Source organism: Shimia sp. R10_1, assembly GCF_017744095.1.
In the GTDB taxonomy this organism is placed as follows: Bacteria; Pseudomonadota; Alphaproteobacteria; order Rhodobacterales; family Rhodobacteraceae; genus Shimia.
In genome coordinates this window covers 14,436-30,007 of sequence record NZ_JAGHQX010000019.1, presented here as the reverse complement: position 1 = coordinate 30,007, position 15,572 = coordinate 14,436, and the positions used below count along the sequence as shown (strand labels likewise).

Annotated in this window: 11 protein-coding genes and 2 pseudogenes; 4 read left to right on the top strand and 9 right to left on the bottom strand. The window is 55.3% G+C overall.

Annotated elements, in window-relative coordinates:
* Positions 1–235 precede the first annotated feature (235 nt).
* The 3 genes from J7413_RS19990 to J7413_RS19975 form a co-directional block, all read right to left on the bottom strand.
* Positions 236–634, bottom strand: coding sequence for a response regulator (locus J7413_RS19990; protein WP_209101666.1), 399 nt, complete (start codon positions 632–634; stop codon positions 236–238).
* A gap of 626 nt (positions 635–1,260) precedes the next feature.
* A complete protein-coding gene (locus J7413_RS19980) occupies positions 1,261–2,793 on the bottom strand; it encodes a response regulator (RefSeq protein WP_247743656.1) in 1,533 nt (510 codons plus the stop codon).
* A gap of 51 nt (positions 2,794–2,844) precedes the next feature.
* Positions 2,845–3,219, bottom strand: a complete 375-nt coding sequence (locus tag J7413_RS19975; protein WP_209101660.1) for a hypothetical protein — start codon at positions 3,217–3,219, stop codon at positions 2,845–2,847.
* Between the two features lie 311 nt (positions 3,220–3,530).
* Here J7413_RS19975 and J7413_RS20620 point away from each other — a divergent pair.
* A pseudogene (locus J7413_RS20620) lies at positions 3,531–4,556 on the top strand (IS3 family transposase); the annotation flags it as partial.
* Between the two features lie 96 nt (positions 4,557–4,652).
* On the opposite strand, the gene J7413_RS20690 reads toward J7413_RS20620, so the two are convergent.
* The 3 genes from J7413_RS20690 to J7413_RS19950 form a co-directional block, all read right to left on the bottom strand.
* Positions 4,653–4,775, bottom strand: coding sequence for a hypothetical protein (locus tag J7413_RS20690; protein ID WP_280636620.1), 123 nt, complete (start codon positions 4,773–4,775; stop codon positions 4,653–4,655).
* Positions 4,776–4,879: 104 nt separating this feature from the next.
* Positions 4,880–6,406: a trimethylamine methyltransferase family protein gene (locus tag J7413_RS19955; RefSeq protein WP_209101649.1), complete on the bottom strand. Its 1,527-nt coding sequence runs from the start codon at positions 6,404–6,406 to the stop codon at positions 4,880–4,882.
* A 24-nt stretch (positions 6,407–6,430) separates the two neighbouring features.
* Complete coding sequence (locus J7413_RS19950; RefSeq protein ID WP_209101647.1) at positions 6,431–8,884, bottom strand: FAD-dependent oxidoreductase; 2,454 nt, start codon at positions 8,882–8,884, stop codon at positions 6,431–6,433.
* A gap of 215 nt (positions 8,885–9,099) precedes the next feature.
* Between J7413_RS19950 and J7413_RS19945 the strand changes: the two genes are divergently transcribed.
* The 3 genes and pseudogenes from J7413_RS19945 to J7413_RS19935 all read left to right on the top strand — a co-directional run.
* Positions 9,100–9,993 (top strand): LysR family transcriptional regulator, encoded by an 894-nt coding sequence (locus J7413_RS19945; RefSeq protein WP_209101645.1) that lies wholly within the window; start codon positions 9,100–9,102, stop codon positions 9,991–9,993.
* A 441-nt stretch (positions 9,994–10,434) separates the two neighbouring features.
* Positions 10,435–10,545: a hypothetical protein gene (locus J7413_RS20615; RefSeq protein WP_247743654.1), complete on the top strand. Its 111-nt coding sequence runs from the start codon at positions 10,435–10,437 to the stop codon at positions 10,543–10,545.
* A 36-nt stretch (positions 10,546–10,581) separates the two neighbouring features.
* A pseudogene (locus J7413_RS19935) lies at positions 10,582–11,178 on the top strand (IS6 family transposase); the annotation flags it as partial.
* Positions 11,179–12,104: 926 nt separating this feature from the next.
* On the opposite strand, the gene J7413_RS19930 reads toward J7413_RS19935, so the two are convergent.
* From J7413_RS19930 to J7413_RS19920, 3 genes are read right to left on the bottom strand one after another with little or no spacing between them, the layout of a single operon-like run.
* The gene (locus J7413_RS19930) at positions 12,105–13,220 is read right to left on the bottom strand and encodes an alanine racemase (protein WP_209101672.1); all 1,116 of its coding nucleotides are present in this window, start codon (positions 13,218–13,220) and stop codon (positions 12,105–12,107) included.
* A 2-nt stretch (positions 13,221–13,222) separates the two neighbouring features.
* Positions 13,223–14,380, bottom strand: a complete 1,158-nt coding sequence (locus tag J7413_RS19925; protein ID WP_209101643.1) for an amidohydrolase — start codon at positions 14,378–14,380, stop codon at positions 13,223–13,225.
* A gap of 10 nt (positions 14,381–14,390) precedes the next feature.
* On the bottom strand, positions 14,391–15,566 hold the full coding sequence (locus J7413_RS19920) for an acetyl-CoA C-acyltransferase (RefSeq protein ID WP_209101641.1): 1,176 nt from the start codon (positions 15,564–15,566) through the stop codon (positions 14,391–14,393).
* Positions 15,567–15,572: the final 6 nt, after the last annotated feature.

Below are 15,572 nucleotides of genomic sequence, written 5' to 3'. Positions count from 1 at the left end.
ACATCAACGGTTTCTACAATCCGCGCCGACGGCACTCAGCATTGGGTTGGAAAAGCCCCGTCGCTTTCGAGAGAAAAGTGGCCTAAAAGAGCTCTTGGGGCGGCACAAAAACGTGACAGGTCCAGACCGCCTGCGCCGGAAAGCATCGTGGCAATAGACCAAAGGCCCACAATGCACTAACAATCAAACAGGACCACCCGATCGGGGCACGCCAAGGTCAAAAGTGCACTAGTGTTCAAATGGGAACACAATGGTTGCATTGATCACGAGCAACACGATTGATTGCGTCCCAAATTTCAAATTTTCGAAATGGTTTTTGTAGAAACTCGATCGGTCCACATGATTGAACCAGTGCTTTTGTCATCTCGAAGGAAGTGTCCTTAGCCCCCCCCGAAATCACTATGATCCCCGCACTAGGCATTTCTTTTATGACTTGATCTAGAAACGAAATGACAGAAATCCCGTTAAGCCAAAAATCAGCAATAACGATATCAACGCTCTCTAAGCGCTGAAGTAAGTTCATTGCATTCTCAGAATCTGTCGCTGTCTCGATTTCATGTCCAAGCCAGGATACAGAACGACTAAGAAGCTCGAGAACGGATTGATCATCTTCTACAATAAGCACCCTGGCCATAGTCATTTGCCTTCCGCTTGATCTTGAATGAGCGCGATTTTCCGTGAAATTCTCCTAAAATGAGATCGATCATTATATGGAAGTTGATTTATTCGAGCGGCGATGCGCAATAAGGGATCCTCTTGCAGAACCCTCTGACCTTTAGAGGTCAGGGAAATGATATTGCTTCTCGCATCCATAGGATTGCGACGCTGTTCGACCAAACCTTTGTTTAGCAATGTAGCAATGCATCGAACGATTGGAGCATGCGTGAGGCATAAGAAGCTTGATATCCAGCGAACTGTCCTTCTGTTGGGAGCAGTATCATTAAGGTATCTTAAAATTGACCATTGGAGCGCTTGGATATCTTTTGATTGCGCATTGGAGTAGGACTCTCTGAGCAACTTTTCTAGAAGAAGCATTGTCGAAAAGTCTCGATTTAACTCATTTTCAGAACACTCCGGAGGGTCATCCTTCATTTCTTTGGGCACCCACAATTATGTTTTGAGCAGGAAAACTCTTTGATATTTCACGGACACTTTCTAAACAATATAACTCGTTGTCTATCGTTCTGCGTATCTTTAGTATACAAAACTAAGTGCTAGTAGCACTATAAAGGATTGCTTTTTTTTGTCAACTTCATCGTTTCACAAACCCAGAGCATTACTCAAAGTCTGCAGTAGGTCAGATTTTCGGAATGGCTTTTGCAGAAGTGTCACCCCCTTATCCAGGCGCCCATGGTGAATAATTGCATTCTCCGTATACCCGGACATAAACACAACCGGCAGACTGGGCTGAAGCTCAGTTAACTTCTCGGCTAGTTGTTTTCCATTAAGCGCTCCCGGCAAAACGACATCTGTCAGCAATAGGTCTATGGCGTTTAATTTATGCAATTCAAGGGCGCTAGCTGCGTCCCAAGCAGATATAACAAAATAGCCCGCGCTTTCTAACTGAGCCTGCACTGTTTCCCGAATTGCGCTATCATCTTCAACCAAAAGCACGACATAAGTTTCGCTAACAGAACCGACATTGACATAGTCTAGCTCGCTGTTCACCGTATTATCGGAAAGCGCTCTAGGCAGATAAATTTTGACGACAGTGCCCTCACCCAACTCACTATAGATTTTTATGTGTCCTTTGGATTGCTTGACGAAGCCATGCGCCATAGCAAGCCCTAATCCAGTCCCCATTGATATATCTTTTGTCGTAAAAAAAGGCTCAAACGCCTTCTCAACAATTGGCTTTTCCATTCCAGTTCCCGTATCGCTGCAAGCAATACAAACATACTGGCCACGGTCTATTTCAGCGGTTTTAGCATAGTGATCATCAACACGCGCGTTAAGCGCCTCAATCGTTAGTTTTCCGCCGCTAGGCATTGCATCACGAGCATTGATAGCAATGTTAATAAGTACGTTATCTAACTGATTTCGATCAACTTCTATCGGCCAAATGCCTGCATCCGAGATGAGCTCAACTTCGATGCTTTCCCCCAAGAGCGAACGCAGCATAGGCACCAATTCGCGGAGCCCTTGCCCCGGACAAACAACTTCCGGGGACAGAGGTTGCTTACGTGCAAATGCTAACAATCTGTGCGTAAGTTTAGCACCTCGCTCAGCCGCGGCCATAGAACTATCTACCATCCTTTGAAGCACAGTATCTTCAGTTGCTTCCTTCAATAATTCTAGGTTTCCAAAAATAACTGCCAATACATTATTAAAGTCGTGAGCGACACCTCCCGTCAGGCGACCAATCGCGTCTAACTTAGACGCCTGCCATAGCTGCTCTTGAGTTGCGCGTTCTTCAGTGACATCTCTCAGGACTGCACACAAACCACCGCCTTGCAAACTATAGCGCTTGATTTGTAGTAGATGATTTTCGGGTGAGGTAAGAATTTCTTCTGGGTCATTGCCTGGGCGAGATACTAAATGAGCCGTTACGATGTCATCGATCACACCCGAACCGAACGCCCCTGAAGAAGCCAAACCTTTATATAGATCGCGTAATGACATCCCCTTTTTGATTTCAAAATTTGCGAAACTCACCAACTCACGGAATGTACTGCTGACAATTGTCAAACGCCGATCGGAGTCAAAAACGGCGACTCCAAGCTGCATAACTTCAAATAAATCTTGCATTTGGCCCAATGCGATCTGAGCGCCTGTGTTATTGTCTTTTTCCATCACCGCAAAGGGTTCCTAAATAAAGAAATAGAAAACAGCCAAATTAAGAAGCTAGCTGCCCATTTTCGCCCATTGGAAAGCCGTTTCCTCGTCCCGAAACACCCCTACATGGCGCCAAATAGTGCTCACATAGCTTTCGTACATTCGAAGTGTCCCAAACCCAATATCTGTGTTTCCCACCAGTGCTACACGCAGATTCGGATTCACAGCAGAATTTGTTGCGTCTTCTGTGCGAAGTACTTTCATCTGGTCAGTACCAATGCGCATTTCTGTGACGTTATCGAAAATCCAGACATGGTATTTTCGCAATTTATAGTCGGAATGGTCGATTATCTCCCGACGAGCTTCGACAATCTCATCGTGCGTCACGACCCCCTGAAATCGGAGGACGGCATATATTCTGTTGTGTTCTATTGATACGATCATGACCTAGCGTCCCTGTATTTACTAAAAGAAACATTGCCCCGAAAGAGTTTTAGTTCTCACAACGGCAATTTTTTGGCCCCGCGCTATGAATTCAAAAACGTTAGAGCTCTTTTGGCGTTGTGCCGATGAAACGTGAAATCGAGGATCAATGCCTCTTTGAATGAGAGGTAATCCCTCTAAGTCTTAAGGGGGGCGGAAGTAGAATTTTCCCGAATGATGCAAGAGGAGATTTGACCTGCTGCCCCAAAACTGGACGGTCCTCAGCTGGAATTTTTCACTTATGATCCCGTGATCGGGAGAAAGAGAGTTCCATTAAGAAGAGCAAGTTCACGGAAGCGCAGATTGCGTTTGTTTTGAGCCAAGTCGAAGAAGGCACGAGCATCGCTGAAGTCTGTCGCAAGACTGGGATTGCGGAGGCTACGTTTTATAACTGGCGCAAGAAATATGGAGGACTGATGCCTTCCGAGATGAAACGTCTCAAGATGCTGGATGAGGAGAATGCGCGATTGAAGCGTCTGGTGGCTAACCTGTCTTTGGAATGAGCTCCTGTCCGCCATTGGTCCGGGGTTAATCGGCGAATGCAATGTTGCAGGATGTTATCAAACGAAAGCTCTGAGGCCTGCCCGTCGCCGAGAACTGGTCAATGAGCTCCGCGCGGTTTGGGGCGTCAGCAGCCGGCGTGCCTGTGACGTGTTGCAGGCACATCGCTCGACCTACCATTACAAAGCACACGGCGACGAGCAGGCCGAACTCAAGAATCGTATCAAAGAGATTGCAGAGACGCGTGTGCGCTATGACTACAGGCGCATTCTTGTCCTGTTGCGTCGCGAAGGCTGGGTGGTGAATGCCAAGCGTGTCTACCGTCTCTACAACCAAATGGGCCTGCAACTGCGGAACAAAACGCCGCAACCCCGGGTCAAAGCCAAGCTTCGGGAGGATCGTGTGGCAGCAACGCAAAGCAAAGCAAAGCAATGCAAAGCAATGCAATGCAATGCAATGAGACTTGGGCAATGGACTTTGTGCACGATCAACTGGTCAAGGGTCGCAAAATCCGCGTGCTGACCATCGTGGACACCTTCTCGCGGTTCTCGCCTGCGACCGATCCGAGGTTCAGTTACCGAGGAGAAGATGTTGTTCAGACCCTTGAGCGCATATGCGGTCAGATCGACTATCCGAAGTCCATTCGTGTCGATCAGGGATCGGAGTTTGTCTCCCGTGACCTGGGTATTTGGGCTTACCAGCGCGGCGACGTTCTGGACTTCTCTCGGCCCAGCAAACCGACGGATAAAGCCTTCATCGAGAGCTTCAATGGAAAGTTCCGGGCAGGGTGTCTGAACACGCAATAAGTACACGGTGCCCCAACCCCCGGAAAATCTCGAGCCGGGTGGTCCAAACAAGGGGAGCGGCTCAGTTCACTATAGGGGCGGACCAATTCACTGGGGGAGGATCAGCTCATGGCTGCGCGGGCCGTCGCGTTCCGAGCAAGTGACAATCTCCGCGATCAGATCGCTGCCCGCCGCATCCATGCCCGCAGACACAAGGACGGATTTGGCCAATGCCCGCACTTCGGCGTAGTGAGAGCGTTTTTGTCGAAGCTGTGGTCATGGGGTCAAATCCTGTCCTTGTTCCGGGTCAAAGGGGCGCCAAGGCGCCCACAGTGTCAGGCTTGGTACAATGCTCGTTTCTTGGCAACAAATTCGTTCAGCGCACCGCGCTGATCTTCCGGCATCGGAGGCTGCACATAGCTCTCCAACATCCGGCGTGCTGCCTCCTGGCCGGTGATCTCAGCGGTTTTGGCACCTTCCGCCTCCCATTGCTCGAAACTGTCGTTGTTCTGCAGCGGGTTCATGTGCATCGGGTTTTCGCGGGTGTGATCGGTGCCCAGGAAATGGCCGCCGGGGCCGATCGCCTCGATATCGCCGAGCAGCGCGTCCAGGTTCTCTTCGTGCAGGCCGCTGAAGAAGCGGTGGAAGTTTTCCAGCTGAAGGGTGTCCTGCACCCATTTCGCATAAGAAACCCCCAACGCGCCTTCCAGAAAACCGGCCGAGTGGACGATATAGTTGGCACCGCCCAAGAGCACCGGCCACATCGTGTTGGCGGTGTCGAACCCGGCCTGCAAGTCCGGCGATTTCGACCCGGTCCACATGGTGCAGGTCCGCCATGGCACGTCATAGAACCGCGCCATCTGGCCAACCAGAAGGTTCATCAGCCCCGGCTCGGGCGAGCCCATCATCGGCGCGCCGGTCTTCATCGACACGCCCATGATTGCCACCCCCAGCACCATCGGCGCGCCGCGGCGAATGATCTGACTGTAGGCCATGCCTGCCAGACTTTCGGCAATCAACAGCGCCACGCCACCCTGCGGGCTGGCCGGGGCCGAAGCGCCTGCCAGCACAAAGGGTGACAGCAGGCAGGGCTGATTGGCGGCAGCATAGACCCGCAAAGACTCCAGCATGGTCTCGTCCCAGACCAGCGGCGTGTTGCAGTTCAAAAGCGCGGCCAGAACAACATTGTTGTCCACGAACTCCTCGCCAAAGACGATGCGCACCATGTCGACGGTGTCGCGGGCAGCCTGCTCTGACAGAACCGAACCCTTGATCGGCTTGTCGGTCAGGGTCAGGGCCGCATGCACCAGTTCCAGATGGCGCTGCGGCACCGGCACGTCCTGCGGCTCCACCGGCAGGATGCCCGGCACCATCATCGACTGGCTCATCTGGCTCATCTTGAAGAAGTTATGCGCGTCCTCCAGCATCGAGGGACGCCGCTTTCCGTCCAGATCATAGACAAAGGGCGCGCCATAGACATTGGCAAAAACCGAATGTCGGTTGCCCACCCGCAGCGAGCGCTCTGGGTTACGGGCGGCATAGCCCCATTCCGAGGGCACTGAGGAAATCAGATCCATCAGCATTTCGCGGCCGATACGGACCCGTTCGCCCTGCACATCGGCACCGGCGCGTTTCCAATCCGCCAGCGCCACCGGATCACGGAATTCGATGCCGGTTGTTTCCAGAATCGTCATCGCCGCATTGTGGATCTTCTCCACCCCTTCCGGGCCCAGAAGATCAATTGGTCCGACCTGGCGGTTCAGTGTCGGCAGGTAGACCGGCGGCGGGTTGGTGCGGGCCTGGACGCGCGCTGCTCGGCCACCCCGGGCGCCGCGCGACGCACGTGTTTTCAGTTCCGTCATATTCAGCTCCTTCAGTTGCCAGGATCAGGCCCGGGCACGTGCGCTTGTTGGGTCGACAGCGCAAATGTCGATCACCTCGGCTTCGCGCATCTCGTTGTGGACCATCACCTGCAGGGATGTGCCTTCAGCGGTAAACTCCTGCGGCACCAGCGCCATCGCGATGTCGTGGTTGCAGTAATAGGAGAACCCGCCCGAGGTGACGCGACCGACCAGTTTGCCGTCGGCATAGACACCTTCATCAAACATCACAGAGGTATCGCAATATGGCAGTTTCAACGTGACCAGAGTGTTGTATCCCCCCTCATCCCGCTGTTTTAGCAGCGCGGCTTTGCCGATGAAGTCCCGTTCGATCACTTGCCCGCCGATCTTCTCGGTCATGGCGACGAACCGGCCCAGATCGGCCTCGTACGGGGTCATGTCCTTACAGATCTCGCGATTGATGGCACGGTAGGATTTCTCAAGCCGCATGGACTCGAGCGCCTCCAAGCCAAAGGGCTTGACCCCCGCTTTCAAGAGCAGATCTACAAGATGCCGGTTGTAGCCGACCGGGTGATGCAGCTCCCAGCCCAGCTCGCCAGTGTAGCTCACGCGGAGCAGATGAACGCCCTTAGCATAACCCACCTCGCCCATCTGCGCCGTCAGCCAGGGGAAGGCCTCATTCGAGAGATCATTGTCGGTCAGCTGCTGTAGGATCTCGCGCGATTTCGGCCCCGCCAGCGCAATCACCCCCAGCTGTTCGGAGATATCCTCCATCACGACCGAACCGTCATCCGGCAGCAGGCGCGACAGGTAATCCCAGTTATAGACCTGCCCGTTCGGGGTGGAGACCAGGTAGAAGTCGTTCTCGCCGTAACGGACGATGGTGTATTCGCCCTCCATGCCGCCCTGCGGGTTCAGCGCCACCGCCAACGTCATCCGCCCAACCTTGGGCAGCTTGTTGGCCATGATCCCGTCCAGCCACTTTGCTGCCCCAGGGCCGCGCACGGTGAACTTGGTCATCGGAGACATCTCGATGAAGCCTGCCTCCTCGCGGGTGACGCGGACCTCTTCCTGCACTAGCTCCATATGGCTGGTGCGGCGGAAGCTGTGCTCGGGGGCCGCTTCTTCCGGCGATCTGGCAAACCAGCGAGGGAATTCATAGCCGTTGAAGGTGGTCCAGACCGCGCCCTGCGCTGTCAGCAGGTCATAGGACGGCATCGTCTTCATCGGGCGGGCGCTTGGGAAATCCTCGCCCGGGACATGGGCGTTCATATGGGTGCCCCAGGTCTCGCGCACCTTGTCCATGGTCCAGCGCTTGGCGGCATAGTTACCGAACCGGCGCGGGTCGATCTCGGACATGTCGATGCCGGGGTGGCCGTCAACTATCCAGCGCGCCAGTCGCTCGCCCATGGTGCCACCCCATAGGATACCGCCTGGCACGCCCTCGGCCAGCCACAGATTTTCGTGGCCCGGTGCCGGGCCACACAGCGGCAGCTCGTCCGGGGTCATCTGGAATGGCCCGCGGGTGTTGGCCTTGATGCCTACCTCGCCCAGTGCAGGCACCCGCTCCAGCGCGCGCTCCCACTGGGTTTCCACCGCCTCGAAATCCTCCGGCAACAGGTCGGCGCCAAAGTCATGCGGCACGTGATCCTCGGCAAACAATTTCAGGTCTTTTTCAAACTCATAAGGGCCGAACTGGAAGCCGCCCACATCCTCGCGCAGGTAGGCACCGTAATCCTCGTCGCGCAGGATCGGGAACTCTGGCAGGCCCGCAGCGCGGCGCTCTTTCAGCAGCGGCAAGGTCTCGGTGGTCCAGTACTGGTGTACAATCGGGATGCAGGGCAGGTCCAGCCCCACCCGGCGAGCGTTCTCGCGAGCATAGTTGCCGGTCGCAAATATCAGATGCTCACAGGTGATCTCGCCCTGGCTGGTGGTCACCTTCCAGTGGCCACTATCCAGCTTCTCATACGCCTGCGCCTCGGTGTTCTGATAGACGGTCGCACCCTGATCGCGGGCCAGCTTGGCCAGCCCCATGGTAATGTCGGCAGGGTTCACATAGCCGTCCTGATCATGAAGGATGCCGCCGCGGATGTCCTCGCTCTGAGCCAGCAGCGGGTGGATTTCCTTGATTTCTTCCGGCGTCACCAGGCGGCAGGGCACGCCCGCAGCCTCGGCAATGGAAATATAGGACTGGAATTCATCCCAGCGTTTTTCAGTATTGGCCACCCGCAGCTGGCCAACCTGGCGCAGCCCGACCGAGGTGCCCAGCTTCTTCTCCACCTCGCCGTAGATGCGGATGGTTTCCATCGTCATCTTAGAAATATTATGCGAGCGCACGAAAGTCACCAAAAGGCCCGCCGCGTGCCAGGTGGAGCCTGAGGTCAGCGTGGTACGCTCCAGCATCACCGCATCGCTGCAACCGTGCTGGGTCAACCCATAGAGGATCGAGGCTCCGACACAGCCGCCGCCAACGACAACCACCTTGGTATGTGACTTCATAACACAACTCCTTCTTGCGGGCTGAGAGGCTGCAGCTGCAGGCGTTCCAGCTGGAATGGCCGCGGGCAGCAACTAGAATGAATGTTGCCACATTCTGGCGCGATTGTGGTTTCCGGCAATTGCAAAAAAACTCATCTTGCCTTAATTTTACTCATCCAAGGCGCCAAAAAAAGTATTGTTGTCTGTACGCTTCTTTGATTTGGGATTAAGCAAACTTGTCCAAACGCCCCTATAATCTACCCCGCCTAAGTTCGCTGGTCAGCTTTGAGGCTGCCGCCCGGAAAACCAGCTTCAAGCTAGCGGCAACGGAACTGAACGTCACTCCAGCGGCGGTAAGCCATCAGATCAAAGCGCTGGAAAAGGAATTACAGTGCAATCTGTTCCATCGCTTTCATCGCGGTGTAGAACTTACGGAAAGCGGTGCTTACTTGCTGGTCGCTTTGCAAAGGGGGTTTGAGGGGATCAACGATGCGTTCGAGCAGCTGCGGGCCCAGCCCGGGCGCAACTCGGTCACAATCCGCTCCAGCACCGCTGTCAGCTCGCTTTGGTTGACGCCGCGGCTGGCGCATTTCTGGAAGAGCTACGAGCATATCTCGGTGGCACAGATCGTCAACGATACTGGAAAGGCGGCCGACAATTGCGACCTCAGCCTGCATTATGGCGAAATGTCCCGTGACAACGGCCATTGCAGGATGTTGTTCCGGGACAGGATCATGGCGCTATGCAGCCCGCAGTTTGCCACGCAGCACGCGGTAGATAGCGTCGACGGTATCGCAGAGGTTCCGCTGATCCATCTCGACTCGCTGGAAACCGGCGGCACCGACTGGCAGGTGTGGGCTCACACCTTGGGCTATTCAGGTCCATTGAAGTCCACCCACCGCGTCAACAATTATATCATTGCGCTGCAAGCAGCGCAGGATGACATGGGGGCGGTGCTAGGCTGGGAAGGTCTGACCGCAGGTCTGATCGCATCCGGCAAACTGGTCAAGCTGCTGCCGGAAACCATTACGGCACCACTGGAATTCTACGTCAAATTGCACAACCAGTCATCAGATCGAGCGCGGCTGGTTTTTGACTGGCTGGCTGGAAATCGGCATCAAAGACCTTAGGGCCTGTTAACACTATGGCTTATGTATAAACATGGGCTTTGTTCTGAATGAGAAAACAGCAGAAAAAAAAGCGGTGATCCGCCCCTACTTTCCAGTTCTACGTGAAAGCGTGCTGGTTGCGAAGTGACCGTTGTATTAACCGCGAAACTTTGAGAGTTTCAGTGTTTTGAGGTTACCGATGTCGCATAGATCGCCATTCAAATACCACCGCTTCCCGCGCTAAATCATCCTTTGCGCCGCTCCCAGGTACCTGAGCTATTCGTTGTCCTACCAAGACGTGTCGATCTGCTGGCGGAGCGAGGCAGTACAGTTGATCTGTCGACAGCTTTTCGATGGGTTCAGAAGTTCGGCCCAGAATTGACTAAACTCATTTAAAAGCTCCTGCGCCGCGCCGCCGGAAAGTGGCTCTATTTCTGTCACGACATCAGCGCAAATGGCCAGATGATCGACATCCGCCTTACCGCCCGACGGGATGCAAAATCGGCAGACGCCTTTCTGAACAAAGCGATAGAGCGCGTCCGTTTGCTCTGTTGCCAATTTCTGCCTGTTTAAGAAGATTGGCAAGATGGTGTTCAGCAGAGGCAATGTATGAATGACTTCAAAGGGCGTCATTTTGGTGGCGAAGTCGTGCTTTGGGAGGTGCGTTGGTACTGCCGGTATGGCATTAGCTATCGAAATCTTGAGACGATGATGGCGGAATGTGGCGTCCGGGTTGCTCACAACACGATTTACCGTTGGGTGCAAAGGTATGCCCCAGAAAAAGAGCGCCGCATGCGCTGGCAGTGGCGACGGCTAATGGCAGATAGTTGGCTGCTCGATCAGACTGATATTAAATTCCGAGGCAAGTGGACATATCTGTATCGAGCAGTCGACAAGCATGGCAACACCATCGATTTTTATTTGTCCTCGCCCCGCAACGCCAAGGCCGCCATCAACACCAATAAGGCGGGATGCTATACTCAGGCGATCCGGGAATTGAAGAAAGAGGGGATGTACCCAAAAGATGTCGAACAGCGCCAAGTCAATTATCTGAACAACGTCATCGAAGCAGACCACGGCAATCTGAAGAAGCTGATCAAACCAGTGCGCGGGTTAAGAACGATGAAGACGGCCTACGCCACTATCAAGGGTTCTAAGGTGATGCGCGCACTACAAGAAGGCCAGGCTATGGCCTTCCATCTGACGCTCAACCCGCTACCGCAGCGCGCCATCCAGCCACACCCGCCCCCCGGCCTCACACGACGACGCTCCGACTTGCCCTACATGCCCCATCTCCAAAGCGAGGCTTTTCTGAGCTTTTTGACTACGCAGTCAAACAACTCGAAGGGGGTAAATCCCTCAAAGTTCCTCATCAACTCCGTTGCCGGGGCGATTTCGCACAAAAGACACAACGTCTCGCCAGCGCAGGCCGCACCGAACGACGCAGGTGAAACCGCTGATAACGCGGCGGCAAAGGCGCCACACCCGCCTCGAGAGCACGCTATTGCGACAATGAACATCCTACGTCTATGACCTACGCCCTAAACGATGTGCATGTACGCAGCTTTGACAAAAGGCCAACCAACGACTGAAATACGCAGGTAGTGTACTTTGCGAAGTGGCGCGAACGGCCCCAACCGGTCATTCGCAACACTGTTGTACGCTGCGGCGCAGCTTGCCCAAACCGGACATTCGTGCGTCCTGCATCACTATAGCGTGCCAAATGGCTCCAATGCGGATCAAGGCCGTCCTTTGATTTCTTGGGGTCAAGGACCGTTAAGTGCGATTTGCAACTGCAGCTAAAAACACTAAACGCGGATTTCGGTCACTCGCCGAAATCGCAAGTGATGCAAGAAGCTTGGCAACAACGGAACAAAACTGTCTCATGCAACCTCCTAACTTGGGTGCAACGTCTCAAGTCGGCTCAAGGACTTCGAAAACTGAGATCTTGCCATGCTTGTCACAACACTGGAACTGGATAAGTCAATGCTTGATGCCGAGGCTTGCTAGCAGGCCGGTGTCGATGACAGGAAATCCGAACACAATTTGAGTTTTCATTGGCGAAGCGGAACGGCCGATGACCGTGACGCCAAGAGCGTATCTCGCCCCCCATTCAAAGAGCGTGTCACATTTCAACGATAGACCCGATGATTGCGCTGCCCCCAGTCTGCGTAGAGGTCTGCCATGATGGTTCGGAACTGAGCTTCCGCGAGGTCCGGCGGGATGGTTGCGGCTTCGCTTTCTCTGAACACTCCGACGGTATCGCCAACAACGACACCTTTGATCGAGGTCACATCCGCCACGATCGCATTCATTGAGATTTTTCCCAACACAGGCGCCAACTCATCGCGGATCGCCACAACACTGCCTTCGTGAGCAACGCGTCTGACCCCGTTCTCATAGCCAATTGAAATACAGGCCAGCCGACAATCCTTTTTAAGACGGTAGGCACGATCATAACCGACTGTCATCCCTTTTGGGTAGTCTTGCAGGCTGAGAACACGGGCCTCAAGATCCATCGTGGGTCGAAATCCCAGATCTGGTTTCAAGATCCCGTAAAGTATCGCGCCACAGCGATACATGTCAGTCTTAATATTCACGTCTGAAATCAGCGTCAGTGAGCTGCCCGCATGCACCAGCGTTTCACTGCGTTTCAGATCGCTGTTTTTAAAGACCCAGGCGGCCTGCTGTTGAAACTCATCCGCGCTTTGTCTGAGTTGCCTAGGGGCGTTCGAGGGAAAATGTGAACAGATCCCATGAATGCCAGCGCCTAGGGTCGCTAGGATTTCGTGGCACGTGTCCTTCCCGACGGCCGTCGAAATCTCCAGCGCATCGCGCGACATACCTGCGGCGTTCAACGCCAAGTGGGCACCGGATCGCAGCTTCCCGGCGTCAAAAAGAACGCGAAGCTGCCGCGCGGTGGCGATTGAGGCGACTTGTTCTTCCACCCGGTCGTCCAGTGCGCTTTCGATTTCCTGCAGTGTGGCTGTGCGCAAACGGATCAGCCTCCCGTCGAACCCTGCGCCGCGTACAGCGCGCGCTTCGGCATTAGATGTAATGCCAACCACGTCTACGCCCTGCTCCCGTACCAGGGGAACCACCTGGGCGATACCATGCCCATAGGCATCAGCCTTCAGTACGGCACAGAATGTGCGTCCCTCGGGAACCAGCCCCAACGCAAGCTCCAGATTTTGTGAAATCCGGTCGCGGTGAATGGTGCACCAGGATGTTGCGCTCCCTTCTTGCATCTTCACGGAGTCTCAGAGCTCAGCATGTCCCGCAGAATTTGGCAGAACAAATCCACAGCGACTGGGATGAGGGCATCGGGGAAGTCGTAATCAGGATTGTGAAGCTGAGGCTGATTTTCGCCAGACCCGAGATAGAGCAAGGCCGCTTTGGCCCCATCGTCACCAAACCGCCCGAAATCCTCGGACCAGCGCATAGGGGTTGGCATTTCCAGGCGGAGAAACCCAAGGGTTTGGGCCGCACGCCGGGCAATATCTGTGGCCTCGACATCATTGACCACAGCGCGAAACACGTCGTGCCAGACGACTTCGACAGAAAGCCCCTTGGCGTGTTCTTCAACTCTGCGCAGCGCCTCTTGCATCAGGGCATCCATTCGCTCGTTGGTCATCGACCGCAGGGTGATGCGCAATTCGCCATCAGCCGGGGCGATTCCAAAGGTCGGTTCACCCAGATTGACATGGGTCAATGTCGCCAGCGCAAACGTTTCATCCTCGATGGTGCCGTCACTCAGATCGGGCAAGCAGGTCATCAAGCTGGCCATGGCAGGGCCCGGCGACAAGCCATCTTCAGGCGCAGCGGCATGCGAGCTTTTGCCTTCGAGCACAATCTGCATGCCACGTGAGGCACAATTGCCTGGGCCTTCACGCAGGCCCACCTCGCCCAGCGGGCGGCCAGGAACGTTGTGATAGGCAAATGCAAAGTCGGGACGGATCTCAGGCCAGCGCGGATCATCAATCACCGCCTGTGCGCCTGCGCCGGTTTCTTCGGCGGGTTGGAACAACAAGATGACGCGCCCTTTTTGCGGACGGTCGGCAAGTCTCATCGCGACACCCAACACTGAAACCATGTGGCCGTCATGGCCGCACAGGTGTCCCTTTCCGGGGATGGTCGACTTATACGGCAGGTCCGAAATCTCGCGGATCGGCAAACCGTCAAGCTCACAGCGTAAAAGAACCGTCGGGCCGTCCTCACACCCTGCAAACTCGGCAGCAACACCATGCCCGCCAAGCCCCTGCCAAAGCCGATCAGCGCCCAGAGCGGTGAGTTCAGCGGCGATGCGTTCCGCTGTGTGGGCTTCTTCACCGGACACCTCGGGCGATTGGTGCAGTTCGCGACGCAAGGCCACGAGTTGATCCAACTGTTCAGATGAAAGAGCGTGCATCTTTGTCACCTCAGAAAATTTCGACCAGACCAGCGGCGCCCTGTCCGCCACCCACACACATAGACACGACGCCCCATTTCGCACCGCGTCGACGTCCTTCCAGTAGCATATGTCCCACCATACGCGCGCCGGACATGCCGTAGGGGTGGCCGATGGAAATCGCACCGCCGTTGACGTTTAACCGGTCGTCAGAAATGCCCAAACGATCACGGCAATAAAGCAGCTGCGCGGCAAAGGCTTCGTTGATTTCCCACAGATCAATATCCTCGATGCGCAATCCGTTACGCTCTAGAAGACGGGGCACCGCGACGACAGGCCCGATGCCCATTTCGTCAGGCGCAACGCCCGCCACGGCAAATCCCCGCAAAGCGCCGAGCGGCGCAAGGCCCCTGCGGCTGGCCTCATCAGCCTCCATCACGACCAGCGCGGCGGCACCGTCTGACAAATGGCTGGCATTGCCCGCGGTGACAGTCATGCCATCGCCACGAACGGCGGTGAGACTGGCCAACCCCTCAACCGTCGTGCCCGGTCGGTTGCATTCGTCGGCGGTCAGCGTGACGGTTTCGTTGCTGGTTTCCTTGGTGGCTTTGTCTGTGACGATCTTTGTGGCCGTAACAGGCGCGATTTCATCGTCAAAAAGACCGGCGGCCTGCGCTTTGGCTGTGCGAGTCTGGCTTTGCAACGCATAGGCGTCTTGCTCCGCTCGGCTTATCCCGTATCGGTCTGCAACCACTTCGGCGGTGTCCAGCATGGGCATGTAATAGGCCTTTGCCACCGAGGGATCAGGGTAGCGATGCCCGTTCCAATGCGCGTTCTGCACAAGTGAGATACTCTCCAATCCGCCAGCCAGCGCAACCTCCACCCCTTCGCCCTGCACCATATGCGAGGCAATGGCGATGGCGTTCAGACCCGAGGCGCATTGCCGGTCCACCGTGGCGCCCGCGACGCTATTGGGCAGACCGGCGGCTTGCACAATGTGACGCGCGACGTTGACACCGGACGACCCCTGTGTGAGCGCAGATCCGAACACAGCCTCTTCTACGTCCCCGCCGCTCAGACGCGCGCGTTCCAATGCAACCTTGACCGCTGGGGTGGCAAGGCTTGGGGCTTCGAGGTTGTTGAACGCACCACGATAGGCTTTGCCAATCGCGGTGCGGGCATATGAAACAATAACGGACTGTCGCATGGGCAA